The 25,894-nt window shown below is 63.8% G+C and carries 23 protein-coding genes and 1 riboswitch; of the genes, 15 read left to right on the plus strand and 8 right to left on the minus strand.

Translation table 11 applies throughout. The features are described from left to right. A complete protein-coding gene (locus IHQ72_RS17580; RefSeq protein WP_258123593.1) occupies positions 1-783 on the plus strand; it encodes a cobalt-precorrin-6A reductase in 783 nt (260 codons plus the stop codon). Here the strand turns inward: IHQ72_RS17580 and IHQ72_RS17585 are convergent. The 8 genes from IHQ72_RS17585 to IHQ72_RS17620 form a co-directional block, all read right to left on the minus strand. Further along, complete coding sequence (locus tag IHQ72_RS17585; RefSeq protein WP_258123595.1) at positions 747-1,511, minus strand: precorrin-3B C(17)-methyltransferase; 765 nt, start codon at positions 1,509-1,511, stop codon at positions 747-749. The genes IHQ72_RS17580 and IHQ72_RS17585 overlap by 37 nt on opposite strands. Then, positions 1,508-2,269 carry a precorrin-2 C(20)-methyltransferase gene (locus tag IHQ72_RS17590; protein WP_258123596.1) on the minus strand — a complete coding sequence of 254 codons (762 nt, stop codon included), beginning with the start codon at positions 2,267-2,269 and terminating at the stop codon, positions 1,508-1,510. Before IHQ72_RS17590 ends, IHQ72_RS17585 begins: the two co-directional genes overlap by 4 nt. Further along, positions 2,266-2,913 carry a precorrin-8X methylmutase gene (locus tag IHQ72_RS17595; protein WP_374120371.1) on the minus strand — a complete coding sequence of 216 codons (648 nt, stop codon included), beginning with the start codon at positions 2,911-2,913 and terminating at the stop codon, positions 2,266-2,268. Before IHQ72_RS17595 ends, IHQ72_RS17590 begins: the two co-directional genes overlap by 4 nt. Continuing rightward, entirely contained in the window at positions 2,910-4,250 is a 1,341-nt protein-coding gene (gene cobG, locus IHQ72_RS17600) for a precorrin-3B synthase (RefSeq protein ID WP_258123598.1), read from the minus strand. The genes IHQ72_RS17595 and cobG overlap by 4 nt, the downstream gene beginning before the upstream one ends. Continuing rightward, a complete protein-coding gene (gene cobN / locus IHQ72_RS17605) occupies positions 4,247-7,711 on the minus strand; it encodes a cobaltochelatase subunit CobN (RefSeq protein WP_258123599.1) in 3,465 nt (1,154 codons plus the stop codon). The genes cobG and cobN overlap by 4 nt, the downstream gene beginning before the upstream one ends. An 18-nt stretch (positions 7,712-7,729) precedes the next feature. Beyond that, positions 7,730-8,767, minus strand: a complete 1,038-nt coding sequence (gene cobW / locus IHQ72_RS17610) for a cobalamin biosynthesis protein CobW (protein ID WP_258123600.1) — start codon at positions 8,765-8,767, stop codon at positions 7,730-7,732. After that, complete coding sequence (locus IHQ72_RS17615) at positions 8,764-9,198, minus strand: DUF1636 family protein (protein ID WP_258123601.1); 435 nt, start codon at positions 9,196-9,198, stop codon at positions 8,764-8,766. Before IHQ72_RS17615 ends, cobW begins: the two co-directional genes overlap by 4 nt. A gap of 38 nt (positions 9,199-9,236) precedes the next feature. Next, positions 9,237-9,440: riboswitch (cobalamin riboswitch) on the minus strand. 29 nt (positions 9,441-9,469) lie between these two features. Further along, positions 9,470-10,669, minus strand: a complete 1,200-nt coding sequence (locus IHQ72_RS17620; protein WP_258123602.1) for a winged helix-turn-helix domain-containing protein — start codon at positions 10,667-10,669, stop codon at positions 9,470-9,472. Positions 10,670-11,004: 335 nt separating this feature from the next. Between IHQ72_RS17620 and IHQ72_RS17625 the strand changes: the two genes are divergently transcribed. The 14 genes from IHQ72_RS17625 to IHQ72_RS17690 all read left to right on the plus strand — a co-directional run bounded on the left by IHQ72_RS17625 (position 11,005) and on the right by IHQ72_RS17690 (position 25,886). After that, on the plus strand, positions 11,005-11,370 hold the full coding sequence (locus tag IHQ72_RS17625; RefSeq protein WP_023798850.1) for an NADH-quinone oxidoreductase subunit A: 366 nt from the start codon (positions 11,005-11,007) through the stop codon (positions 11,368-11,370). Next, on the plus strand, positions 11,361-11,942 hold the full coding sequence (locus tag IHQ72_RS17630; protein ID WP_258123603.1) for a NuoB/complex I 20 kDa subunit family protein: 582 nt from the start codon (positions 11,361-11,363) through the stop codon (positions 11,940-11,942). The genes IHQ72_RS17625 and IHQ72_RS17630 overlap by 10 nt, the downstream gene beginning before the upstream one ends. 5 nt (positions 11,943-11,947) lie before the next feature. Further along, positions 11,948-12,550, plus strand: a complete 603-nt coding sequence (locus IHQ72_RS17635; RefSeq protein WP_374120372.1) for an NADH-quinone oxidoreductase subunit C — start codon at positions 11,948-11,950, stop codon at positions 12,548-12,550. A gap of 9 nt (positions 12,551-12,559) precedes the next feature. After that, positions 12,560-13,750, plus strand: a complete 1,191-nt coding sequence (locus IHQ72_RS17640; RefSeq protein ID WP_258123604.1) for an NADH-quinone oxidoreductase subunit D — start codon at positions 12,560-12,562, stop codon at positions 13,748-13,750. Between the two features lie 439 nt (positions 13,751-14,189). Next, positions 14,190-15,515: an NADH-quinone oxidoreductase subunit E gene (locus tag IHQ72_RS17645; RefSeq protein WP_258123605.1), complete on the plus strand. Its 1,326-nt coding sequence runs from the start codon at positions 14,190-14,192 to the stop codon at positions 15,513-15,515. A 10-nt stretch (positions 15,516-15,525) separates the two neighbouring features. Continuing rightward, on the plus strand, positions 15,526-16,830 hold the full coding sequence (nuoF, locus tag IHQ72_RS17650) for an NADH-quinone oxidoreductase subunit NuoF (protein ID WP_258123606.1): 1,305 nt from the start codon (positions 15,526-15,528) through the stop codon (positions 16,828-16,830). A gap of 128 nt (positions 16,831-16,958) precedes the next feature. Next, on the plus strand, positions 16,959-17,648 hold the full coding sequence (locus tag IHQ72_RS17655) for a helix-hairpin-helix domain-containing protein (RefSeq protein WP_258123607.1): 690 nt from the start codon (positions 16,959-16,961) through the stop codon (positions 17,646-17,648). Between the two features lie 74 nt (positions 17,649-17,722). Next, positions 17,723-19,804 (plus strand): NADH-quinone oxidoreductase subunit NuoG, encoded by a 2,082-nt coding sequence (nuoG, locus tag IHQ72_RS17660; protein WP_258123608.1) that lies wholly within the window; start codon positions 17,723-17,725, stop codon positions 19,802-19,804. Between the two features lie 2 nt (positions 19,805-19,806). Then, positions 19,807-20,850 carry an NADH-quinone oxidoreductase subunit NuoH gene (nuoH, locus tag IHQ72_RS17665; protein WP_258123609.1) on the plus strand — a complete coding sequence of 348 codons (1,044 nt, stop codon included), beginning with the start codon at positions 19,807-19,809 and terminating at the stop codon, positions 20,848-20,850. Then, on the plus strand, positions 20,850-21,341 hold the full coding sequence (gene nuoI, locus IHQ72_RS17670) for an NADH-quinone oxidoreductase subunit NuoI (protein ID WP_023798861.1): 492 nt from the start codon (positions 20,850-20,852) through the stop codon (positions 21,339-21,341). Before nuoH ends, nuoI begins: the two co-directional genes overlap by 1 nt. A 124-nt stretch (positions 21,342-21,465) precedes the next feature. Further along, on the plus strand, positions 21,466-22,086 hold the full coding sequence (locus IHQ72_RS17675; RefSeq protein WP_077383427.1) for an NADH-quinone oxidoreductase subunit J: 621 nt from the start codon (positions 21,466-21,468) through the stop codon (positions 22,084-22,086). 1 nt (position 22,087) lies between these two features. After that, entirely contained in the window at positions 22,088-22,396 is a 309-nt protein-coding gene (nuoK, locus tag IHQ72_RS17680; RefSeq protein ID WP_077383429.1) for an NADH-quinone oxidoreductase subunit NuoK, read from the plus strand. Between the two features lie 11 nt (positions 22,397-22,407). Next, the gene (nuoL, locus tag IHQ72_RS17685; RefSeq protein WP_258123610.1) at positions 22,408-24,381 is read left to right on the plus strand and encodes an NADH-quinone oxidoreductase subunit L; all 1,974 of its coding nucleotides are present in this window, start codon (positions 22,408-22,410) and stop codon (positions 24,379-24,381) included. Next, a complete protein-coding gene (locus IHQ72_RS17690) occupies positions 24,381-25,886 on the plus strand; it encodes an NADH-quinone oxidoreductase subunit M (protein ID WP_258123611.1) in 1,506 nt (501 codons plus the stop codon). Before nuoL ends, IHQ72_RS17690 begins: the two co-directional genes overlap by 1 nt. Positions 25,887-25,894: the final 8 nt, after the last annotated feature.

The raw sequence follows: 25,894 nt of genomic DNA on the forward strand, positions 1-25,894 counted from the left end.
ATGACCCACCGCATTCTGATCCTTGGCGGAACCACCGAAGCCCGGCAACTGGCGGGAAAGCTGGCCGCGCGCACCGATCTCGCGATCACATTGTCGCTGGCCGGCCGCACTGAAAGCCCGGCGGCGCAGGGCGTGCCGACGAGGGTGGGTGGGTTCGGCGGCGCCGATGGACTGGCGGCGTATCTCCGCGAGACCGACGTCGGCCTGCTGATCGACGCCACGCATCCCTATGCGGCGAAAATCTCCGCCAATGCCGCGGAAGCGGCGCATGGGGCCGGTGTGCCGATCGTTGCGCTCAGGCGCCCAGGTTGGGAGCCAGCCGAATGCGACCGCTGGACGCTCGTCGATGGAGTAACCGACGCGTTGAAGGTGCTGGGATCGGCTCCACGCCGCGTCTTCCTGGCGCTCGGACGGCAGGAGGTCGCCGCCTTTGAGGCCGCACCCCAACATCACTATCTTGTCCGCAGCGTCGATCCGGTCGAGCCAAGGCTCGCTGTGCCCGATGCGACCTATCTCTTGGCGCGCGGGCCGTTCCGGGAAGCCGACGAACGTGCACTGCTTCTGCAACACCGCATCGACGTCGTCGTTTCCAAGAACAGCGGCGGCGAAGCGACTTACGGCAAGATCGCCGCAGCGCGGGCACTCGCCATTGAGGTGGTCATGATCCGCAGGCCGGCGCTGCCGGATGTCCCGTCGGCGGAAACCGTCGAAGCGCTTGCCGCAATGGTCGATCATTTTCTGGTCAGTCATTTTCTTAGGCCCGCCGCCGAACGCGGCGTGTAGACCAGCGCCGGTTTTTCACCGCGCTTGATGATCCTGGTTTCCGGCGAGCCGATGATGATGCAGGTTGCCATATCGGCCTTTTCCGCGTCGGCGTCCGCCAGCAGAAAAACCTCGATGCGCTCGTCGGGGCGGCCGGCGGCGCGGCCGAAGACGACCGGCGTGGTGCCGGGCAGGATCGCCGTCAGGCATTCGAAGGCGCGGCCAAGCTGCCAGGGGCGACCCTTGCTGATCGGATTGTAGAGCGCGATGACGAAGCCGGCGCCCGCCGCCGCCAGCAGCCGTAGCTCGATCAGGTCCCAGGGTTTTAGATTGTCGGACAACGAGATGGCGCAGAAATCATGGCCGAGCGGTGCGCCGATGCGGGCAGCGACCGCGAGCATGGCGGTGATGCCCGGCAGCATCGCAACGTCAACGGCACGCCATTCGGCCGGGCCGGCCTCGATCGCCTCGCAGACGGCTGCCGCCATGGCAAAGACGCCGGGATCGCCGCCCGAGACGACGGCGACATCGTGGCCCTGCGCAGCCTTTGCCAGCGCGTCCTTGGCGCGGGTCAACTCCTCGCGATTGTCCGAGGCGACACGGGTCTGGTCGGGGCGGAGATCGAGCCGGTCGAGGTACGGCTTGTAGCCGTAGAAGAATTTTGCCTCGGCAACGGCGCGGCTCGCTTCCGGCGTCACCTGGTCGGCATTGCCGGGTCCAAGGCCGATGACGGTCAGGCGGCCGCTCATGCTCCGGCCTCCATCAACGCGTCAGGGCGGCCGGACCAGCCGGCCACCAGCACGATGGCGAAATAGGGCGCCTTGTCGTCCTGCTTTTCGGCCAGCCGCATCGAGACGCCGCCCGGCATGGTGCCGCGCTCGACATAGACGGCACGCGCCAGCTTGTCGGTCGCTTCCAGCGCGCGCCTGATCTTGGGCAGGTTGCGGCCGACCTTCATGATGACGGCGGCATCGGTGTCGGCGAGGCGGCGCGTCAGCTCGAATTCGCTCATTGTGCCCGGCAATACGGTCAGCACATCGTCGCCCTGGACGATTGGTGTTCCGGTCGCCGACCAGCAGCCGGACATGGCGGTGACGCCGGGAATGACCTCTGTCGGATAGCGGTGCGCCAGCCGGACATGCAGATGCATGTAGGAGCCGTAGAAAAGCGGGTCGCCTTCCGAAAGCACCGCGACCATCCTGCCGGCGCTGAGATGCACGGCGACCTTTTCGGCCGACTCTTCGTAGAAATCCGCTATCTGCGACCGGTAATCGCTGTGATCCTTGTCGATTTCGGTGGTCACGGGATAGAGCAGCGGCAACTCTATCAAATCGGGACGAAAATGCGCTCCGACGATGGCGCGCGCGTTGCTGTTGTTGCCGCGCTTGGCGAAATGCGCCACCACGTCGGCCTCGGCCAGCGCGCGCACGGCCTTGAGCGTCAGCAGTTCGGGGTCGCCGGGACCGGTTCCGACGCCGACAAGCCGGCCTTTTGCGATCGCGTTCACAGGCCCGGCCTCGCCAGTGCGTTGAGTGCGGCGGCGGTCATGGCGCTGCCGCCCAGCCTGCCGCGCACGATCGCGTAGGGCACGCCATAGGAATTCTCGGCCAGCGCGTCCTTCGATTCGGCAGCACCGACGAACCCGACCGGCATGCCGATAATAACAGCCGGTTTCGGCGCGCCGTCGCGCAGCCTTTCCAGCAGGTAGAAAAGTGCTGTCGGCGCATTGCCAATGGCGACGACCGAACCCGCCATCCGCTCGCCCCACAGGTCGATGGCTGCAGCCGAGCGGGTGTTGCCGATCTTTTTCGCGATCTCGGACGTCCGCGCGTCGCGAAGCGTGCAGATCACCTCGTTGCCGGCCGGCAGCCGGGCGCGCGTGACACCGTGTGAGACCATCTCGGCATCGCAGAAGATCGGCGCTTCGGCTACCAGCGCCGTGCGCGCGGCGGCAACAAAATCCTCCGAAAAAACAAAGTGCTTGGCAGCCTCGACCTGGCCGCAGGCATGGATCATGCGGATGGCAACATCGGCTTCGGCATCGGAAAACCGCGACAGGTCGGCCTCGGCGCGAATGATGGCGAAGGAGCGCTCATAGATCGCCGTGCCGTCATGGATGTAGTCGTAGGCGGTGCGGGCGGGCATGTTCATTCCTGTCGGTAGAGTTCGGTGACACCGGCCGCGCCAAGCCTTGTCAGGCAGGCGGCGGTGGTCTCGTCGGGATGTCGTGTGCCGCGGATCGCGGCTGCAATGCCGCCGACACCGCGCGCGGCGTCATAGCCTGGCCTGTATCCGGCGGGAAGGACCTTTGCCGTCCCGTCCACGACAAGTCCGGCCCCGTTTTCGCCGCCGACCAGTGTCAGCGCCGCCGGGCCGGGATGGGCACAGCCCTTGGCGCAGCCGGAAATGTGCAGGGTGACGGAGGCATCGAGGAGGTCGCGGTTTTCTGCGGCGATGGTCTCGGCGATGTCGCGCGTGGCGATCCGGCCGGAGGCGCAGGCCGGCGCACCGGGGCAAGCGGCGATCCTGGTGCGCGGATCGGCTGCGTCGGTGACGAAGCCGAGGGTGGTGGCGGCTTGCTGAAGCGAGTGGCAGGCGGTCGGGGAGAGGCCGATGAAAAGCAGCGCGCGTTGTGGCGCGAGGCGGATTTCCGTGACGCCCAAGGTGAGGGCGTGTTGCGTGAGCTTGATGAATTTTTGCGCTGGCATGCTGCCGAAGGGGAGGCCGATGCCGAGGGCGATGCCGGTGGCGGCCAGATCGATAACTCCGATGGGCCGGCGTTCCTTCGCGCCCCCCTCTGTCCTGCCAGAGGGGGGCGCGAAGGATCGCCAGCTTGCGAGAGATATCAATTGCCTCTCCGTCAAATCCCTTGCATGAGCTTCGCGGCCTTTTTCGGCAACCATCCTCAGCATCGCGACGGCGATATCACGGGCCGCATCGTCTTCCACCGTAACGAGCGGCTTCGCATTCTGCCCATCACCCGCGACAGACACCTGCCACTTGATTCCCGTATCGATCCGCACCGCGATCAACCTGACGTCGGCGGTCACTCCGTCCATCCTCAATTGCCCGCCGCCGTCGACGATCATCGAAACCTTCGGGCCAAGGCGTTGCGCCAGCCCGGCATCCTCGATGGCTTTGCGAATCCGCTCCGCCAGCGGGCGCGGGTCAGCAATTTCTTCCGGGTCCAGCCCCGCTAGCGGTCCGTGCTCCACCGGCACGCCGGTGCGCACGGCGATGCCGAGTGCATCGACCTCGACGGCCAGAAGCCGGGCGCTGGCCGGCGTCAGGCCGCGTATCTGCAGGCTGCCACGGGCGGTCACTTCCATGATGCCGTTGCCATGCCGCAAGGCGGATTCACCGAGTCCGATCAAGGATTTCGGCGAGAGTCCTCCAGCGACCGGGTTGAGCCGCACCAGAAGCCCGTCGCCGGTCTGCATCGGCGCGGACAAAGCGGGGCAGGCGCCGCGACGTGAGAGGGCGTTCATGCGGCCACCCCCAGCGCATGGGCCTCGGCGATCAGTGCGGCGAGATCGTCATCGATGGAATTGCGCAGCGGATGCCAGAGACCGCGCCGGCGCGCCGACAGCAAACGCTCGGCGATGACTTTCGCGGCCGCCGGATTTTCGCGCAGCATGAACGCCCGGACCGTGGGGTCGCCGAGATAGGCGTCGTGCACGGCTTCGATCAGCGTGCCCGGTATGCCATGGGTGGTCTCGGCGAAACCGATCAGCCGGTCGACCGTCTCGGCGAATTCCGAGGCGCCGCGCGGCCCGTGTCGCATCTGGCCGGCAATGAAGCGCGGGTTGACCGCGCGGGCGCGAACTACCCGAGATACGGCTTCTCCAACCGAGCGCGGCTTCGGCTTTTGCGGATCTGTGGTGTCGAGGACGATGACGTCGGCGTTCTTGCCGAGGGCCGCAAGCGCCGCTGAAAAACCGCCGATGAAGGCGACATCGGCGGAGCCTTCCAAAATGTCGCGGCCGGGGTCGTCTCCCGTATGGACGAGAAGGTCGGCCTCGGCAACGCGGCCCTCGAACGCGCCGGGCGCCGAAATCCCTTCGCCCTCGGCGCCGCCATAGGCGTGCGACGTTGCGTCGAGGTAGGCGCGACCGATTTCTTCGCGCGCGGCCCAGTCGCCGCTCGACAGCAACTCCTCGACACCGGCGCCGTAAGTGCCGGGCGAGGTGCCGAATATGCGCGGGCTGACCTTGCCATCCGCGCGGGTTTTTGCGGCGAGCGGGTTTTCCGACGCATCCTCGTTGCGGGCGGCGACGGCATTGGCGGCCGCATCGATCAGGGCGATCTGGGTCGGGAACATGTCGCGGAACAGGCCAGATATGCGCCAGGTGACATCGACGCGCGGCCGGCCGAACGTTGCCGGCGGCAGCACCTCGATGCCGGTGACGCGGCCGGTGGCGGAATCCCATTGCGGCCGGCAGCCCATCAGCGCCAGGCCTTGCGCGATTTCCTCGCCGCCGGTGCGCAGCGAGGCCGAGCCCCAGAGGTCGATGACCAGCGAGCGCGGCCAGTCGCCATGCGATTGCATGTAGCTGCGCAAGACCTCGTCGGAGGCCGCCCTGCCGAGATCGAAGGATGTCGGCGTCGGCATGGTGCGTGGATCCGATGTGAACAGGTTGCGGCCGGTTGGCAGGACATCGCGCCGGCCACGCGCCGGCGCGCCGGCAGGACCGGCAGCGACATGGCGGCCGTCGAGGGCCGCGATCAGCGCAGACTTCTCGGCCGCCGCACTTTGCTGGCGCAAAGGATCGGTTTCGCCCTCGGGCGAGCGGCCATAGATGTGCAGGCCGTCCTTGATGGCGAAATCCTTCAGGTCGCAGAGCCAGGCGTCGATGCGGCGCAGCGCTTCATCGGGCGCGTCGGTTCCGGCGACGCCGGCCTCGGAGGCGAGGCCGGTCTTTTGCGCGGTTTCGACGATCAGCCTCGCCAGGCGATCGCGGCGGCGGCGGTCGAGCCCGTCGGCCTGGGCATATTCGTCGACCAGCCGCTCAAGCTGGCGCTGGTTTTCGTCCAGACCGGCGCCGGTCAGCGGCGGCGGCAAATGGCCAAGGGTGACGGCGGCAATGCGCCGCTTGGCCTGCGCGGCCTCTCCCGGGTTGGAGACGATGAACGGATAGACGACGGGCAGGGGACCGGTGACGATCTCGGGAAAACAGGATTCGCTGAGCGCAACGGTTTTGCCGGGCAGCCATTCCAGCGTGCCGTGGGCACCGACATGGATGAGGGCATGGACACCAAGCGACTTTCGCAGCCAGAGGCCAAAGGCGATCAGCGCATGGCGCGGTGGTAAGGTCGGGTCGTGGTAGTCGGCGCGGCGATCGGCCGAGCGCCCGCGATCGGGGGCGAGTGCTACGGTGATGTTGCCGAAGGTGGCGGCGCGGAAGGGGAAATTTGCCGCGGTAGGCGCTTGAACACCCCCCTCTGTCCTGCCGATCTCCCCCTTTGAGGGGGAGATGTCCGGCAGGACAGAGGGGGGTGCCTCGCACAAACCTGTCTCATCTGCCGCATTCCCCCACGCGGCCGTCACGGCAGCCATTGCTTCAGCCGGCAATTCCGTCGAAAGGTCGAGATAGTCCCCTAGTCCCAATCCACCTTCACTGCGCTCCAACTCACCCAGCAACTCACGCGGCGTTCGCGGAATCCCTTCAACGTTGTAGCCCTGTTCGCTCAGGTCGTGCAGCATCGCCAGCACGCTGGACGGCACGTCGAGGCCGACGGCGTAGCCGGTGCGGCCGGGGGCGCTCGGATAGTCGGGGATCAGGATGGCCAGCTTGCGTTCCGCGCGCGGCGTCCGCTGCAGGCGGATGAAAGCTTCGACACGGTTCGCCACCTGCGCCACGCGGTCAGGCTCCGGCCGGTTGGAGAACGCGCGGAAAGCCAATGCGGGATCGACCTCGCTTTCGCCCTTGAAGGAAATGGCGCCGGCGAGAATGCGGCCGTCGAGTTCGGGCAGGACGACATGCATGGCCAGGTCGGCGGGCGCCAGGCCGCGCTGATTGTTTTGCCAGACATCGCGGCGTGTCGTCGCCACAATGACCTGGAATACCGGCACGCCGGCGCGGTCGAACAGGGTTTCGACGCCGGGCTCGGCACCGGAGGCGAAAGCAGTCGCGGTGATGATGGCGGCAGGGTTTAGCGCGGCAAGTGCGGTCTCGACAAAGGCCAGCAATGTCGGGTCTTTGAGGCTCGAGACGAAGATCGGCATGGGGGCCATACCGCGCTGCCGCAGGGCTTCAAAAAGGGCGTCGATCGGCGCCACGTCGGCGGCGAGCAGCATCGAGCGGTAGAAGAGAATGGGGATGACGGGGGCGGATTCTACGGCTGGGGGGCGCGAAGGAATGCCGACATTTGATAAGTCCGGTCTTTCTATGACACCACGTGCGGGTTCGTAAAATCCCGCCTTCGGCACGACAACCGGCTCCACGACGGCCGTGTCCTGTCCCGCCAGCCGCGCCAGCCTCTGCACCAATGCCGTCATATTCTCCGGGCCGCCCTCGCGGAAATAGTCGAGCAGGCCGTCCAACTCTTCCCGCGGCAGCGTCGAGCATTCGATCAGCCGCAGGTCCTCGTCGCGGCATTCGCCAGGCAGCAGCGCCAGCTTTATGCCGCGTGCGTGGGCGGTCGAGGCGAGCTGGTCGCAGCCATAGCGCCACCAATCATAGCCACCGAGAATGCGAACCAAAATAACCCTGGCGTGCCGGGCGACACTGTCGATCCACAGGTCGACTGACATCGGATGGCGCAGGTCGCGCAAGGCCGCCAGCCGCATCGACGGCAGGCGATCTGCATCTGCTTTCCACGCCGCCGCCAGCCCGGCCAGATCGCTGTCAGTGAAGGACAGCGCCACGACATCCGCAGGCGTCTGCCTGAGATCAACAGGCTCGGCGAGATCGTCGAGCGAGGCGGACGTGGTGGTGAGGATGTGCATCGCGGCTCGTGCCTGGGGTCAGCCGGCGAGGATACGCTCGATTGCCGGGCGGTTCAGCCCTTTCAGGCCGATGACGACGAGGCGCGAGCGGCGATCGTCCTCAGTGGTCCAGGCGCGGTCGTAATAGTGATTGACGCGCGGACCGACAGCCTGCAGCAACAGCCGCATCGGCTTGCCTCCGACGTCGACGAAACCCTTGACGCGCAGCACGTTTTCTTCCTCGGCCGCCGTGGCGACGCGCAACGCCAGCTCATCGGGATTGGCGATCGACGGAATGTCGATGACGAACGAGTCGAAGTCGTCATGCTCGTGATCGAGTTCGTCGTCGTGATGAGTCTTGCGGTTCTCGATGTCGTCCTCGACGGCAAGGCCAAGGCCGAGCAGCACAGACGGATCGACCTTACCCTGCGAGGTCGGTACGATCTTCACCGCGCGCGCGGTGTGCTCGCCGATGATGGCATTGGCACGGGCTGAGCCGGCGGCGTCCATCAGGTCGCTCTTCGACAATATAATCAGGTCGGCGCAGGCGAGCTGGTCCTCGAACACCTCCTCGACCGGATCGTCATGGTCGAGTGTCTCGTCCTGCGCGCGCTGCGCCTGCAGGGCGTCCATGTCGTTGGCGACGCGGCCATCGGCCAGCGCCGGTCCGTCGACCACGGCGATGACGCCGTCGACCGTCACACGGCTCTTCACCGTCGGCCACTGGAAGGCCTGGACCAGCGGCTTGGGCAAAGCGAGGCCGGAGGTTTCGATCAGGATGTGGTCGACCCTCGGCGACAGCGACAGGATCTGGTCGAGCGCCGGGACAAAATCGTCGGCGACGGTGCAGCAGATGCAGCCATTGGCCAGCTCGACGATGTTTTCCTCAGGGCAAGTGTCGATGCCGCATCCCCTGAGGATCTCACCATCGATGCCGATGTCGCCGAACTCGTTGACGATGATGGCCAGCCGCTTGCCGCCGGCGTTTTCGAGCAGATGGCGGATCAGCGTCGTCTTGCCGGCGCCGAGGAAGCCGGTGACGACGGTGCAGGGCACGCGGGAGAGCGAGGCGGTCATATCTGATCCTTCAAAAGGTCGAGGGGAGGGATGCGGGCGACAAGGCCGCGCTTCAGGCAATCGGGGCGGCCGCGCCATGGAATGAGGCCGTCCGTCGAGGTGGCGAAGAGTTTTGCGCCAGCGACGAGATCGGCGCCGCTGGTCGCGGTCAGGTCGCCAAAGACATAGCTCCAGCAGCCGTCGCGCAGGATCGCGGCGCTCAGCCGGCGCTTGCAATTGCCGAGGCATTCGACGGTGCGGATATGGATATTTTCGCCGGATGCGGCGCGGCCCGTGTCTTCTGCGAGCAATTCGCCGGCGCGGGGATGGGCATCGGAGCCGGTCTCGTCACGACAGGAGGCGCAGACAATCACGGTGACGCCGGCCAAGGCTTCCCTATCGCCGGACAATACGCCCGCTGTCTCAGCCGGAAAACTGCTGTCGCGTTCCAAATCAGGCTCCTTGCCCGGAAAACCCGCCAGGCGATCGGATTCTATTGTCCTAGACGGCAGGTCTCCTGGCTCGCGGGTCATCGCCTTGGTGCCGCCTTCCCGGGATTTTCCCAGTGGTTATCGGCCTTGGCTCGTCGCTTACAGTTGCGGGGACAGCCGCGGATTTGAAATCGGGATTTCGCACCGCATTCCCTCTTGGCTCCTCCCTTTGCCGAGAGGAGACCGTCTGAACCGGATTTAGTCTTGTGCAGGCAGTCGTGTCAACGCACGTCTACGACGCGGCAATGTTGGCGAGAGCCGAACCCAGATCACCGGCCGGCGTCACTTCGATGCGTTCCAGGCCGAGCCAATCCTGCATCAGCTTCAACTCTTCGAAGAGTTCGGCGGCGGTTTGCGGCGGGGCGCCGGGCTCGGCATAGGCGGCATGGACGCGCAGCACGCCGGCGGGGCGGTCGGCCTTGAGGTCGACGCGCGCCACGATCCCTTCGCCGAGCAGGAACGGCAGCACATAATAGCCGTACTGGCGTTTTTCGGCCGGGGTGTAGATCTCGATGCGATAGCGGAAGTCGAACAGTCTTTCCGTGCGCGCTCGCTCGAAGACGACCGGATCGAACGGCGCAAGCAAGGCGCGCGCCTCGATCTTGCGCGGAAAACGGGCGTCCTTATGAAGATAGGCGGGCTTGTCCCAGCCTTCGACGCCAACCGGCAAAAGGTCGCCTGCCTCGACCAGTTCCTCAATGCGGCCCTTGATGTCGGCGGGAGAGAGGCGGAAATAGTCGCGCAGGTCGCCCGCCGTCGCAACGCCGTGGGCGCGGGCGGAGATGCGCAGCAATTCGCGATGCGCATTTTCAGGGGAGGGCACTGGCAGGCCGAGTATTGCCGGCGGCAGTACGCGTTCCGGCAGATCATAAAGCCGCTCGAAGCCACGACGCGACGCGGTGGTGATACGGCCGGCCCAGAACAGCCATTCGAAAGCGTGCTTGGCGTCGCTCCAGCCCCACCAGCCGCCCGAGCCTTTCTGGCCTTCGAGGGCGGACGCGGCGATTGGGCCGCGCGACACTACCTCGCGGTAAATGTCTTCGATGTAAGTGGTGCGTTCGCGCCCCCATTTGGCCAGCCCGTTATACATTTCCTCGCCACGTTCGGCCCGCTCCATGCGCCAGCGCATCAGCGGATAGGTTTCAACCGGCAGAAAGGAGGCTTCGTGCGCCCAATATTCGAAGACCGTGCGCTTGCGCGTCACGGCGGCGTTGTCGAGCAGGGCAAGCGGGTAGGGGCCAAGCCGTGAATAAAGCGGCATATAGTGGGCACGCACCACCGCACTGACGGAATCGATCTGCAGCAGGCCGGTCCGGCCAAGCACACGGGCCAGATGGCGGCGATCGGGCGTGCTGCTGGGGCGAGGATCGGCAAACCCCTGTGCGGCAAGCGCGGTGCGCCGGGCCATGGCGAGCGAGATTTTTTCCTTCATGCAGACGGCACTCTGTTGGCCTTCGACCAAGGTTGGGGCGAATGATTCCGCGTCATGCTAGCAGGGTTTTGGCGGCATCTATGTCAGGAGAGAAAACTGGAGTAAAAAGTGAAGGAAATCAAACAGGAGCGGATCGGACCAGTTTATCCCGATATGCCGCCCAGCACCGTGTTTTGAGCAAGGTTTGACTTGCTTCGCCGAAAGCGCTGCGCTAACCCTCGCCGCGTTGCAGCATAGAGCCCCCTAAAACGGTTCAGTGGTTAAACTGTCACGCTTCCGCAAGTGGGTTCGGTGCTGTAATCAGAGTGGATTGGCCGCCAACGGAAAGCCGCAGCATGAACGCATTGTTGAGTTCGTACCTGCCCATCGTCCTGTTCATCGGCGTGGCGCTGGTCGTCGGCCTGGCGCTACTTGCCGCACCCTTCCTGGTGGCCTACCGCAACCCAGATCCGGAAAAGCTTTCCGCCTATGAGTGCGGCTTCAACTCGTTCGACGACGCCCGCATGAAGTTCGATATCCGCTTCTACCTGGTGTCGATCCTGTTCATCATCTTCGATCTGGAGGTGGCCTTCCTGTTTCCGTGGGCAGTGTCTTTCAGCCAGATCGGCATGCTCGGCTTCTGGTCGATGATGGTGTTTTTGGCGGTGCTGACCATCGGATTTGCCTATGAATGGAAGAAAGGAGCGCTGGAATGGGATTGAGCGACAATTCCGGCACGCTCGTCGCGCCGAAGCCAAAAGCCATTCTCGACCCCAGCACCGGAAAGCCGGTGGGGGCGAATGATCCTTTCTTCCTCGAGATCAACAACGAGCTTGCCGACAAGGGTTTTCTCGTCACCTCAACCGAGGCGCTGATCACCTGGGCCCGCAGCGGCTCGCTGATGTTCATGACTTTCGGTCTCGCCTGCTGCGCGGTCGAAATGATCCACACCTCGATGCCGCGCTATGACTCGGAGAGGTTCGGTGTTGCTCCTCGCGCGTCTCCGCGCCAGTCCGACATCATGATCGTCGCCGGTACGCTGACCAACAAGATGGCGCCGGCGCTGCGCAAGGTCTACGACCAGATGCCGGAGCCGCGCTACGTCATCTCGATGGGCTCCTGCGCCAATGGCGGCGGCTACTATCACTATTCCTATTCGGTGGTGCGCGGCTGCGATCGCGTCGTGCCCGTCGACATCTATGTGCCCGGCTGTCCGCCGAGTGCGGAAGCGCTGCTCTACGGCATCCTTCTGTTGCAAAAGAAGATCCGCCGCACCGGCACGATCGAGCGGTGAGCGGGATGATGAGCCTGAATGAACTCTCGACCTATCTCGGCGAGAAGCTGAGCGGCCGGATCGGCGAGGCGGTGTTTGCCTATAGCGAACTCACCATCTCGGTCGAGCCGCACGATCTGATCGAGGTGGTGACCTTCCTGCGCGACGATAAAAATTGCCAGTTCATCTCGATCATCGACGTGTGCGGCGCCGATTACCCGTCGCGGGCCAAGCGCTTCGATGTCGTCTATCATCTGCTGTCGCCGAAGCAGAATATTCGCATCCGCATCAAGGTCCAGGCCGACGAGGAAACGGTGGTGCCGTCGATCACCGGCGTTTATCTCGGCGCCGACTGGTTCGAACGCGAAACCTACGATCTCTATGGAGTGCTGTTTTCGGGCCATCCCGACCTGCGGCGGATTCTGACTGATTATGGCTTCGAGGGTCATCCGCTGCGCAAGGATTTCCCGCTGACCGGTTTCGTCGAGGTGCGCTACGACGACGAGGCCAAGCGGGTCATCTACGAGCCGGTGGAGCTCAAGCAGGAATTCCGCAATTTCGATTTTCTCAGCCCTTGGGAGGGGACGGATTACGTCCTTCCAGGCGACGAAAAAGCCAAGACGAATTGAGACGCCAAAATGGCTGAAACTTCCGTCCGCAACTTCAATATCAACTTTGGGCCTCAGCACCCTGCTGCCCATGGTGTTTTGCGGTTGGTTCTAGAACTCGATGGCGAAGTCGTCGATCGCGTCGATCCGCATATCGGGCTGTTGCATCGCGGCACCGAAAAGCTGATCGAAGCCAAAACCTATCTGCAAGCCGTGCCCTATCTCGACCGGCTCGACTATTGCGCGCCGATGAACCAGGAGCATGCCTTTGCGCTGGCCGCAGAGCGGCTGCTCGGCATCGAGGTGCCGAAGCGGGGCCAGCTGATCCGCGTGCTCTATTGCGAGATCGGCCGCATCATGTCGCACATCCTCAATGTGACGACGCAGGCGATGGATGTCGGAGCGCTGACGCCGCCTCTCTGGGGTTTTGTCGAGCGCGAAAAACTGATGGTGTTCTACGAGCGGGCCAGCGGATCGCGCATGCATGCGGCCTATTTCCGGCCCGGCGGCGTCCATCAGGACCTGCCGCAGCAGCTGGTCGAGGATATCGGCAACTGGATCGACCCGTTCCTGAAATCGCTCGACGACCTCGACGCACTGCTGACCGGCAACCGCATCTTCAAGCAGCGCAATGTTGACATCGGTACCGTCTCCCTGGCCGACGCCTGGGCCTGGGGCTTTTCGGGCGTCATGGTGCGCGGCTCCGGCGTCGCCTGGGACCTCCGCAAATCGCAGCCTTATGAATGCTATGCCGAGATGGATTTCGACATTCCGATCGGCAAGAACGGCGACTGCTTCGACCGTTACCTCGTGCGCATGGAAGAGATGCGCCAGTCGGCGAAAATCATGCGCCAGTGCGTCGACCTGCTGCTTGGCAAGGAAGGCAGCGGGCCGGTGTCAAACCTCGACGGCAAGGTGGTGCCGCCGAAGCGCGCGGCGATGAAGCGCTCGATGGAAGCGCTGATCCATCACTTCAAGCTCTACACCGAAGGCTACCGCGTGCCGGCGGGCGAGGTCTATGCGGCGGTCGAAGCGCCGAAGGGCGAGTTCGGCGTCTATCTCGTCTCGGACGGGACCAACAAGCCCTACCGCTGCAAGCTGCGCGCGCCGGGCTTCGCGCATCTACAAGCCATGGACTTTTTGTGCCGTGGCCACATGCTGGCCGACGTCACCGCCGTTCTCGGCTCCCTCGATATTGTGTTTGGTGAGGTCGATCGGTGATTCGCCTTCTGAGCCCAACGTTAATCTTCATTGCTGTCGCAATGCACCCTGCATATGCATTCGAGTGCGGGGCGTCTATCGTTGCTTCCGACCTTGTGAAGCAGCACTTCAAGCTGAGCTACGTCACGCTTGGCATGCAAGAAAGTGCGACAGCTGAATCTGCCGATGTCGATGCTTTCTATTTTAAGAGAGATACGTGCGAGTGTAGCGTCGCAGCGCCGGATGGCGCGAGTTTCTCTAAGGCGGAAGTATCAGCAGCCGCTTCCGGCAAAGCAGGGCTCGTGCGGCTAGTCGCTCGATTGACTGGCAAGTCCGGCGTTTGCCCGCCTGTCATGACAAATTCGCCGACTTTCCACTGTTTCGACGGTACGGCGAAACTTTGTAAGGAGGCTGCAGCAAGATGACGAACCTATACGTGTTTGGTGAGGTCGATCGCTAGATGTCAGTCCGCCGTCTCGCAGAAGCCAGCCTCCAGCCAGCCGCCTTCGCCTTCAACCGGGCGAATGCGGCAGCGGCGAAGCAATGGATCAAGAAGTATCCCAAGGGCCGCGAGCAGTCGGCGATCATCCCCTTGCTGATGCTGGCGCAGGAGCAGGAAGGCTGGGTGACCAAGGCGGCGATCGAGACGATCTCCGACATGCTCGGCATGCCCTACATCAGGGGGCTCGAAGTCGCGACCTTCTACACCCAGTACCAGCTCAATCCGGTCGGCACCCGCGCGCATATCCAGGTCTGCGGCACCACGCCCTGCATGCTGCGCGGCTCGGAAGCGCTGATGGATGTATGCCGCTCGAAGATCCATCACGACCAGTTCCACACCAACGACAAGGGCACGCTGTCGTGGGAAGAGGTGGAATGCCTCGGCGCCTGCGTCAATGCGCCGATGGTGATGATTTTCAAGGACACGTTCGAGGACCTGACGCCGGAGCGGCTTGCCGAGATCATCGATCTCTATGACGCCGGCAAGGGCGCCTCGGTGAAGCCGGGGCCGCAGAACGGCCGCATCACCTCCGAGCCGATCACCGGCCTGACGACACTGAAGAGCGAAAAGGCGATCCTGAAGACGACCCGCGACAGGGAAGCCAAGGCAGCCGCCAAGGCCGCCAGGGAGGCAGCACCAGCGGCAATTGTCGCGACGCCGGCGGCTCCGGCCGTACAGGCACCTGCTGCCCCCGTTGCGCCGTCGAAAGCCAGCAAGCCGAAGACCGATGCGCCCGAAACCAGCCCGGCGCTGGAGACGCCTTCTCCGGCAAAGGTCGCACCAGAGACGGAAAAGGCGGCGAGCGTCAGAGCACCGCGGCATTCGGCCGCCAATGCCAACAAGGCCGCGCCGGAAGTCGAAAAGGTTTTGAAACAGCGCAGCGGTCCCATCACAAAGGCTGAACCAGCGGCCGCTTTCAAGGCGCCGGAAGCCAAGGGCACGCAGCTCGGCGCTGCCGGTAAGACGGCCGCCGCGAAGACGACCAATGCCAAGCCTTCGCTCGAGGACAAGAACCGTCCGGCCGGCATCGCAAGGCCGGCACTGGTCGACGATCTCAAGCTGATCTCGGGGGTCGGCCCGAGAACCGAAGGCGTCCTGCATTCGCTTGGCATTTTCACTTATGCGCAAGTCGCGTCCTGGAAGAAGGCCGAGCGCGAGTGGGTCGACGGCTATCTCAGCTTCCACGGCCGCATCGAGCGCGAAGACTGGGTCAAGCAGGCCAAGGCGCTCGCCAAGGGCGGGATCGCCGAATATATCCGCGTCTTCGGCAAGAAGCCGGTCTGAGGAACGAACAATGCTTCAGGACAGAGACCGCATCTTCAACAACATCTACGGCCGCTTCGACAAGTCGCTGGCCGGCGCGATGGCGCGCGGCGCCTGGGACAACACGCCCGGCATCATCGCCAAGGGGCGCGACTGGATCGTCAACGAGATGAAGGCTTCAGGCTTGCGCGGCCGCGGCGGCGCCGGCTTCCCGACCGGGCTGAAATGGTCGTTCATGCCCAAGCAGAGCGACGGCCGGCCGAGCTATCTGGTCGTCAATGCCGACGAATCCGAGCCCGGCACCTGCAAGGACCGCGACATATTGCGCCACGACCCGCACACGCTGGTCGAGGGCTGCCTGATCGCCGGCTTCGCCATGGGCGCGGTCGCCGCCTACATCTATGTGCGCGGAGAATTCATCCGCGAGCGCGAGGCGCTGCAGCGCGCCATCGACGAGGCCTATGAGGCCAAGCTGATCGGCAAGAACAACACGTCCGGCTATGATTTCGACATCTACATGCACCATGGCGCTGGCGCCTATATCTGCGGCGAGGAAACGGCGCTGCTCGAAAGCCTCGAAGGCAAGAAGGGCCAGCCGCGGCTGAAGCCGCCATTTCCGGCCAATGTCGGCCTCTATGGCTGCCCGACGACGGTCAACAATGTCGAGTCGATCGCTGTTGCGCCGACCATTTTGCGCCGCGGCGCTGCCTGGTTCTCGTCCATCGGCCGGCCCAACAATGTCGGCACCAAGCTGTTCTGCATCTCCGGCCACGTCAACAATCCGTGCACCGTCGAAGAAGCGATGTCGATCCCGTTCCGCGAACTGATCGAGACGCATTGCGGCGGCATTCGCGGCGGCTGGGACAATCTGCTGGCGGTCATTCCGGGCGGCGCTTCGGTGCCGCTGGTGCCGGCGGAGCAGATCATCGACGCACCGATGGATTTCGATGCGCTGCGCGACCTGAAATCGGGCCTCGGCACGGCGGCTGTCATCGTCATGGACAAATCGACCGACATCGTGAAGGCGATTGCCCGGCTTTCCTACTTCTACAAGCACGAGAGCTGCGGCCAGTGCACGCCGTGCCGCGAAGGCACCGGCTGGATGTGGCGGGTGATGGAGCGGCTGGTGCGTGGCGAGGCGCAGAAGCGTGAGATCGACATGCTGCTCGACGTGACCAAACAGGTCGAAGGCCACACGATCTGCGCGCTTGGCGACGCTGCGGCATGGCCGATCCAGGGCCTGATCCGGCATTTCCGCGGCGAGGTGGAGCGGCGTATCGACGAGTTTTCGCGCAATGCGCACCGGGCGGAGCCGGTGATGGTGGCTGCGGAATAGAGACGAATTCGAAATACGGGCGAGTGCCCGATTGGAATGCGGGCGAGTGCCCGATTTGAAATACGGGCAAACGCCCGATTTGAGGAAACAGGCCGAGGCATACGGAAGAAACGACCAGGAGACCACCTATGTCGCTGCATTCGAGACCCGATTATTTGATGCCAGATTTGGACCCGTTCGAGAAGATGAACCAGGACCTGACCAGGCTGATGCCGAAGGAGATGGCCAGCGCCGTCAATCTTCTGGCGCACCCTGTCGCGGGTGCGGCAGCGATGTCGGCGCTCGGTATCGGGCTTGCCAATCATGCCTTTGGGGTGTGGATGGGCGTGCTCTCGGGCGCCGCCGAGGCCTCGCAGCGGCTCTTCCAGCCGATGGTCGACGATTTCGATGCCAGGATCGAACGCTTTTCGGAAACAGGGACAAGCTCCTCGACCAAGGCGCGGGCGGCGACGAAAACCTTGATCGCCGAGGCGAAGTCCTTCGCCAGGGACGTGAATGACATAGCGGCGAACAGCATGGATGATGCACCGAGCGTGGTGGATGCGGCTGCCGCCCCGGCCGGGTTGATGCCCGAGGATTTCAAGCAGCCCAAGGCCATGGATCGCCCGGAAAATCCGGCCGACCTCAAGGCGATATCGGGCATCGGGCCGAAGCTGGAAGAGGTGCTGAACGGCTTGGGCATCTGGACTTACGGCCAAATCGCGGCATGGACGCCGGAAGAGATCGCCTGGGTCGACGATTATCTGTCGTTCAAGGGCCGCATCGGTCGTGACGACTGGCTTGGCCAGGCGGCGGTGCTGGCCGCGGCCAAACGTTGAATTCAATGCCGGGCGCGGTTTCGGCTGCGCCCGGAAAGAAAGATTGCGGAATGTCCGCAGGGGTTTGAGACGAAATGGCAAAGCTCAAGGTCGACGGGAAAGAGATTACTGTACCCGACCACTACACGCTGCTGCAGGCAGCCGAGGACGCCGGCGCGGAAGTGCCGCGCTTCTGCTTCCATGAGCGTCTGTCGATCGCCGGCAATTGCCGCATGTGCTTGATCGAGGTGAAGGGCGGGCCGCCCAAGCCGCAGGCGTCCTGCGCCATGGGCGTGCGCGACCTGCGCCCCGGACCGAATGGCGAAACGCCGGAAATCTTCACCAACACGCCGATGGTCAAGAAGGCCCGGGAAGGCGTGATGGAATTCCTGCTGATCAACCATCCGCTGGACTGCCCGATCTGCGACCAGGGCGGCGAGTGCGACCTACAGGACCAGGCGATGGCGTTCGGCGTCGATTCCTCGCGCTATCACGAGAACAAGCGGGCGGTCGAAGACAAGTATATCGGGCCGCTGGTCAAGACGATCATGAACCGCTGCATCCATTGCACGCGCTGCGTCCGCTTCACCACCGAAATCGCCGGCATTTCAGAGCTCGGCCTGATCGGCCGCGGCGAGGACGCCGAGATCACCACCTATCTCGAAAGCGCGATGACCTCGGAACTGCAGGGTAACGTCATCGACCTTTGCCCGGTCGGTGCGCTGACCTCCAAACCCTACGCCTTCCAGGCGCGGCCGTGGGAACTGACCAAGACCGAATCCATCGACGTGATGGACGCCGTTGGCTCGGCGATCCGCGTCGATAGCCGGGGCCGCGAGGTAATGCGCATCCTGCCGCGTACCAACGAGGCGGTGAACGAGGAGTGGATTTCCGATAAGACCCGCTTCATCTGGGACGGCTTGCGCACCCAGCGCCTCGACCGGCCATACGTCCGCAAGAACGGCAAGCTGGCCCCGGCAAGCTGGGCCGAGGCTTTCTCCGCGATCAAGGAAGCGGTGTCGAGTAGCGCACCCGACAAGATCGGCGCCATATCAGGCGATCTTGCCGCCGTCGAGGAGATCTATGCGCTGAAGCTGCTGATGGCGTCGCTCGGCTCGAAGAACACCGACTGCCGTCAGGATGGCGCCGCGCTCGATCCATCGCTCGGCCGGGCAAGCTATATCTTCAACCCGACCATCGAGGGGATCGAGCAGGCCGACGCGGTGCTGATCATCGGCGCCAATCCGCGCTTCGAGGCGTCCTTGCTCAACGCCCGCATCCGCAAGCGCTGGCGGGTCGGCAACCTGCCGGTCGGCGTCATCGGTGATGTCGGCGATACGCGCTATGACTATGAGCAGCTCGGCGCCGGAACGGAATCGCTGAAGGATCTGGCTGACGGCAATGGCAAGTTCTTCCAGGTGCTGAAGAAGGCGACGCATCCGCTTGTTATCGTCGGTCAGGGCGCGCTGTCGCGCTCCGACGGCGCGGCCGTGCTCGGCCAGGCGGCGAAGCTTAGCCTGGCCGTCAATGCCGCGAGAGCCGACTGGAACGGCTTTGCCGTGCTGCACACTGCGGCCGGGCGTGTCGGCGGTCTCGATGTCGGCTTCGTGCCGGGCGAGGGCGGCAAGAACGTCGCCGGCATGCTGGGCGACATGGACGTGCTGTTCCTGCTCGGCGCCGATGAGATCGACATGGCCAAGACCGGCGGCGCCTTCGTCGTCTATATCGGCACGCATGGCGACCACGGCGCGCACCGCGCCGACGTCATCCTGCCGGGCGCCGCCTATACCGAAAAGTCGGGCACCTACGTCAACACCGAGGGCCGCGTGCAGCAGACCAACCGTGCCGGCTTCGCGCCGGGCGATGCGCGCGAGGACTGGGCGATCCTGCGGGCGCTGTCGGATGTGCTGGGCAAGAAGCTGTCGTTCGATTCACTGCCGCAGCTTCGCGCAAAACTCTTTGGCGAATACCCGCATCTTGCCCGCATCGACCAGGTCGCGGCCGGCAACGCTGACGATGTCGCCAGGCTGGCGAAGCTCGGCGGGCGGCTTAACAAGGGCACCTTCACCTCGCCGGTCAAGGATTTCTACCTGACCAACCCGATCGCGCGGGCTTCCGCGGTGATGGCGGAATGCTCGGCGCTGGCGAAAAACGGCTTCAGGCAGGCGGCGGAATAAGCATGGACACCTTCTTCTCCTTTTACGTGCTGCCGGCGCTGCTCATCGTGCTGAAGTCAGTCGTGCTGATCGTCGTGCTGTTGATCTTCGTCGCCTACATCCTGTACGCGGATCGCAAGATCTGGGCAGCGGTGCAATTGCGCCGCGGCCCCAATGTGGTCGGCCCATGGGGCACGCTGCAGGCTTTCGCCGACCTTCTGAAGTTCGTGTTCAAGGAGCCGGTGATTCCGTCCGGCGCCAACAAGGGCGTTTTTCTGCTGGCGCCGCTGGTTTCGGCGGTGCTGGCGATCTCGGCCTGGGCGGTGATCCCGGTCAATGAGGGCTGGGCGATCGCCAACGTCAATGTCGGCATCCTTTATGTCTTCGCCATCTCCTCGCTCGAGGTCTATGGCGTAATCATGGGCGGCTGGGCGTCCAACTCGAAATATCCGTTCCTCGGCGCGCTGCGCTCGGCGGCGCAAATGGTGTCCTACGAAGTCTCGATCGGTTTCGTCATCGTCACCGTGCTGCTTTGCGTCGGCTCGCTCAACCTCTCCGACATCGTGCTGTCGCAGCAGGATGGGCTGGGCACGCGGGTTGGCCTGCCCAACACCTTCCTCGACTGGCATTGGCTGTCGCTGTTCCCGATGTTCGTCATCTTCTTCATCTCGGCGCTGGCCGAGACGAACCGCCCGCCTTTCGACCTTGTGGAAGCCGAATCGGAACTCGTCGCCGGCCATATGGTCGAGTATTCGTCGACGCCGTTCCTGCTGTTCTTCCTCGGCGAATATGTCGCCATCGTGCTGATGTGCGCGCTGGCCACCATCCTGTTCCTCGGCGGCTGGCTGCCGCCCTTCGACTTCGCTCCCTTCACCTGGGTGCCGGGCCTGATCTGGTTCGTCCTCAAGGTCTGCCTGGTGTTCTTCATGATCTCGATGGTGAAGGCCTTCGTGCCGCGCTACCGCTACGACCAGTTGATGCGGCTCGGCTGGAAGGTCTTCCTGCCGATCTCGCTGGCGATGGTGGTGATTGTCGCCGCGTTCCTCAAGATCACGGGGTTTGCGTGATGTCTGCTCTAGCCCAAGCCGCAAAATCGCTGCTCCTGCAGGACTTCGTCAGCGCTTTCTTCCTGTCGATGCGCCAGTTCTTCGCGCCGAAGGAAACGATCAACTATCCGCACGAGAAGGGGCCGACCAGCCCGCGCTTTCGCGGCGAGCATGCACTGCGCCGCTATCCGAACGGCGAGGAACGCTGCATCGCCTGCAAACTGTGCGAGGCGATCTGCCCGGCGCAGGCCATCACCATCGAGGCCGGCCCGCGCCGCAACGACGGCACGCGCCGCACCGTGCGCTACGATATCGATATGGTGAAGTGCATCTATTGCGGCTTCTGCCAGGAGGCCTGCCCGGTCGACGCCATCGTCGAGGGGCCGAATTTCGAGTTCGCGACCGAGACGCGCGAGGAACTTTATTACGACAAGGACAAGCTGCTGGCCAATGGCGACCGCTGGGAGCGCGAACTGGCGCGCAACATCTCGCTGGATGCGCCGTACCGCTGACATTTGACGCATGGACGAGGCGAAGGGCCTCGTTTAAGGAACACACGGCTTCGGCACCGGAGGCGGAACGAAGCACACAACGGACAGTGCGAAAGCCGGTCCGACAGGAACCCCGGGGGAACCCATGCTGAATGGACTAGAGGCGGCCTTTTTCTACCTCTTCGCCTTTTTCGCGGTGGCGTCGGCGTTCATGGTCATTTCGGCGCGCAATCCCGTGCATTCGGTGCTGTTCCTGATCCTGACCTTCTTCAATGCCGCCGGCCTGTTCATGCTGACCGGCGCCGAGTTCCTGGCGATGATCCTGCTCGTCGTCTATGTCGGCGCGGTCATGGTGCTGTTCCTGTTCGTCGTCATGATGCTCGACGTCGATTTCGCCGAAATGAAGGAAGGCGCCCTGCAATATGCGCCGATCGGCGCGCTGGTCGGGCTGATCCTGGCGGCTGAGCTGATCATCGTGCTCGGCGGCTATACGTTCGCGCCGCAACTGGCGGCGACGGTTTCGAAGCCCATTCCGGACCTTGCCGCGCGCTCGAACACCGCAGCACTCGGCGACATCCTCTATACCGACTACCTCTACTATTTCCAGATTGCGGGCCTTGTGCTGCTGGTCGCCATGATCGGCGCCATCGTGCTGACGCTGCGCCACAAGCCGGGCATTAAGCGGCAGTCAATCGCCGCCCAGGTCGGCCGCACGCCGGCAACGGGAATGGAAATCCGCAAGGTCAAGACGGGCGAAGGAATCTGAGATGGTTGTCGGCATCGCACACTATCTGACCGTATCGGCGATCCTGTTCACGCTCGGCGTGTTCGGCATTTTCCTGAACCGCAGGAACATCATCGTCATCCTGATGTCGATCGAGCTGATCCTGCTCGCGGTCAACATCAATTTCGTCGCCTTCTCGGCAGCACTCGGCGATCTCGTCGGACAGGTGTTCGCGATGTTCGTGCTGACGGTCGCAGCGGCTGAAGCGGCGATCGGCCTCGCCATTCTCGTCGTCTTCTTCCGCAACCGCGGTTCGATCGCGGTCGAAGACGTGAACATGATGAAGGGTTGACGGAAACCACCATGTATCAGGCCATCGTCTTCCTTCCGCTGCTCGGCTTCCTGATCGTCGGCCTGTTCGGCACGTCGCTCGGTGCCAAGGCGTCCGAATACATCACCTCCGGCTTCCTGGTGATATCAGCCGTGCTGTCGTGGGTCGCCTTCTTCGCCGTCGGCTTCGGCGAAGGCGAGGTGTTCACCGTGCCGGTGCTGCGCTGGATCCAGTCGGGCGGGTTAGAGGCCGCTTGGGCGCTGCGCATCGATACGCTGACGGTGGTGATGCTGGTCGTGGTCAACACGGTGTCGTCGCTGGTCCACATCTACTCGATCGGCTACATGCATCACGACCCGGACCGGCCGCGTTTCTTCGCCTATCTGTCATTGTTCACCTTTGCCATGCTGATGCTGGTGACGGCCGACAACCTCGTGCAGATGTACTTCGGCTGGGAAGGCGTCGGCCTCGCCTCCTATCTCTTGATCGGCTTCTGGTACAAGAAGCCATCGGCCAATGCCGCCGCGATCAAGGCCTTCGTCGTCAACCGTGTCGGCGATTTCGGCTTCGCGCTCGGCATCTTCGGTGTGTTCGTGCTGTTCGGCTCGGTCAATCTCGGCACCATCTTTGCCAATGCGGCGACGTTCATTCCGGCTGAAGGCGCGCCGCAAGGTGCGGCCGTATTGACCTTCCTCGGCTATGCGCTCGACAAGCAGTCGGCGATGACCGTCGTCTGCCTGCTGTTGTTCATGGGCGCCATGGGCAAGTCGGCACAGGTGCCGCTGCACACTTGGCTGCCGGATGCCATGGAAGGCCCGACGCCAGTCTCGGCGCTCATCCATGCCGCCACCATGGTGACGGCCGGCGTGTTCATGCTGGCGCGGCTGTCGCCGCTGTTCGAACTGTCACATTCGGCGCTGATCGTGGTCACCTTCATCGGTGCCTTTACCGCATTCTTCGCGGCGACCGTCGGCCTCGTCCAGAACGACATCAAGCGCGTCATCGCCTATTCGACCTGCTCGCAGCTCGGCTACATGTTCGTGGCGCTCGGCGTCGGCGCCTATGGCGCGGCGATCTTCCATCTGTTCACGCATGCCTTCTTCAAGGCGCTGCTGTTCCTCGGCTCGGGCTCGGTGATCCACGCCGTCTCCGACGAGCAGGACATGCGCAAGATGGGTGGCCTGCGGACGCTCATTCCAAAGACCTACTGGATGATGGTGATCGGCACGCTGGCGCTGACCGGCGTCGGAATTCCAGTGACGGTCATCGGCACCGCCGGCTTCTTCTCCAAGGACGCGATCATCGAAAGCGCCTTTGCCGCGCACAATCCGGTCGCCGGCCTTGCCTTCGTGCTGTTGGTCGTCGCCGCCTGCTTCACCAGCTTCTATTCCTGGCGGCTGATCTTCATGACCTTCCACGGCAAGCCGCGGGCGAGCCACGAGGTGATGCACCATGTCCATGAATCGCCGCCAGTCATGCTGGTGCCGCTGTTCATCCTGGCGGCGGGCTCGCTGTTCGCCGGCGTGATCTTCCATGGCGCTTTCATCGGCGAGGGCTATGCCGAGTTCTGGAAGGCGTCGCTGTTCACGCTGCCGGAAAACCACATCCTGCACGACATCCACGAAGTGCCGTTGTGGGTGAAGCTGGCGCCGTTCATCGCCATGCTGATCGGCTTTGCGATTGCCTGGCAATTCTACATTCGCGCGCCGGAAATGCCGAAGAACCTGGCGGCGCAGCATCGCGGGCTCTACGCCTTCCTGCTCAACAAGTGGTATTTCGACGAACTCTACGACCTCCTGTTCGTGCGGCCGGCAAAACGCCTCGGCCACTTCCTGTGGAAGACCGGTGACGGCACCGTCATCGATGGGCTCGGTCCGGACGGCGTTTCGGCGCGCGTCGTCGACGTCACCAACCGGGTCGTCAAGCTGCAGACCGGCTACCTCTATCACTACGCCTTCGCCATGCTGATCGGCGTTGCCGCACTCGTCACCTGGATGATGCTCTGATGACCGCCTGGCCGATCCTCTCGCTGGTCACCTTCCTGCCGCTGGTTGGTGTGCTGTTCATTCTGCTGATCAATGACGACAGCGAGAATGCTCGCCGCAATATCCGCGCCATCGCGTTGTGGACGACGAGCATCACCTTCATCATCTCGCTGTTCATCTGGACCGGCTTCGACAATTCGGAGCCTGGCTTCCAGTTCGTCGAGAAGTTTGCCTGGCTTGATTCCGGCATCTCCTACCATATGGGCGTCGACGGCATCTCCATGCTGTTCGTCATCCTGACCACCTTCCTGATGCCGCTCTGCATCCTGGCTTCGTGGGAAGCGATCGAAAAGCGCGTCAAGGCCTACATGATCGCCTTCCTGTTGCTGGAGACGCTGATGATCGGCGTCTTCTGCGCGCTCGACATCGTGCTGTTCTACGTCTTCTTCGAAGCCGGCCTGATCCCGATGTTCATCATCATCGGCGTGTGGGGCGGCAAGCGGCGCGTCTACGCCTCGTTCAAGTTCTTCCTCTATACGCTGGCCGGCTCGGTGCTGATGCTGCTCGCCATCATGGCGATGTTCTTCCAGTCCGGCACCACCGACATCCCGACGCTTCTGACGCACAACTTCCCGGCCACCATGCAGACTTGGCTATGGCTCGCCTTCTTCGCCTCCTTTGCCGTGAAGATGCCGATGTGGCCGGTGCACACCTGGCTGCCGGACGCCCATGTCGAGGCGCCGACGGCCGGTTCGGTGATCCTGGCCGCGATCCTGCTCAAGATGGGCGGATATGGGTTCCTGCGCTTCTCGCTGCCGATGTTTCCGATCGCCTCGGAGATGTTTGCGCCGCTGGTCTTCGCGCTGTCCGTCGTCGCCATCATCTACACCTCGCTGGTGGCGCTGATGCAGGAGGACATGAAGAAGTTGATCGCCTATTCGTCGGTCGCCCATATGGGCTTCGTCACCATGGGCATCTTCGCGATGAACCAGGAAGGCGTCCAGGGGGCGATCTTCCAGATGCTGTCGCACGGCCTGGTCTCCGGCGCGCTGTTCCTCTGCGTCGGCGTCATCTACGACCGCATGCACACGCGCGACATCGACGCCTATGGCGGGCTGGTCAACAACATGCCGAAATACGCCACCGTGTTCATGATCTTCACCATGGCCAATGTCGGCCTGCCAGGCACCAGCGGCTTCGTCGGCGAGTTCCTGACCATGCTCGGCGTGTTCCGGGTCAACACCTGGGTGGCGTTCTTCGCCGCCACCGGCGTCATCCTGTCGGCGGCCTATGCGCTCTGGCTCTATCGCCGGGTGATCTTCGGCGCGCTGACCAAGGACAGCCTGAAAGGCCTGCTCGACCTGTCGGCGCGCGAGAAGGTGATCATCTATCCGCTGGCCGCGCTGGTCATCTTCTTCGGCGTCTACCCGGCGCCGGTCTTCGACGCGACGGCCGAATCGGTCAAGGCGCTCGTTACCAATGTCACCGCATCCATCGACACCGCGCAGACCGCAGCGGCGAACTGACTGAGAGG

Source organism: Mesorhizobium onobrychidis (assembly GCF_024707545.1).
GTDB classification, from domain to species: domain Bacteria; phylum Pseudomonadota; class Alphaproteobacteria; order Rhizobiales; family Rhizobiaceae; genus Mesorhizobium; species Mesorhizobium onobrychidis.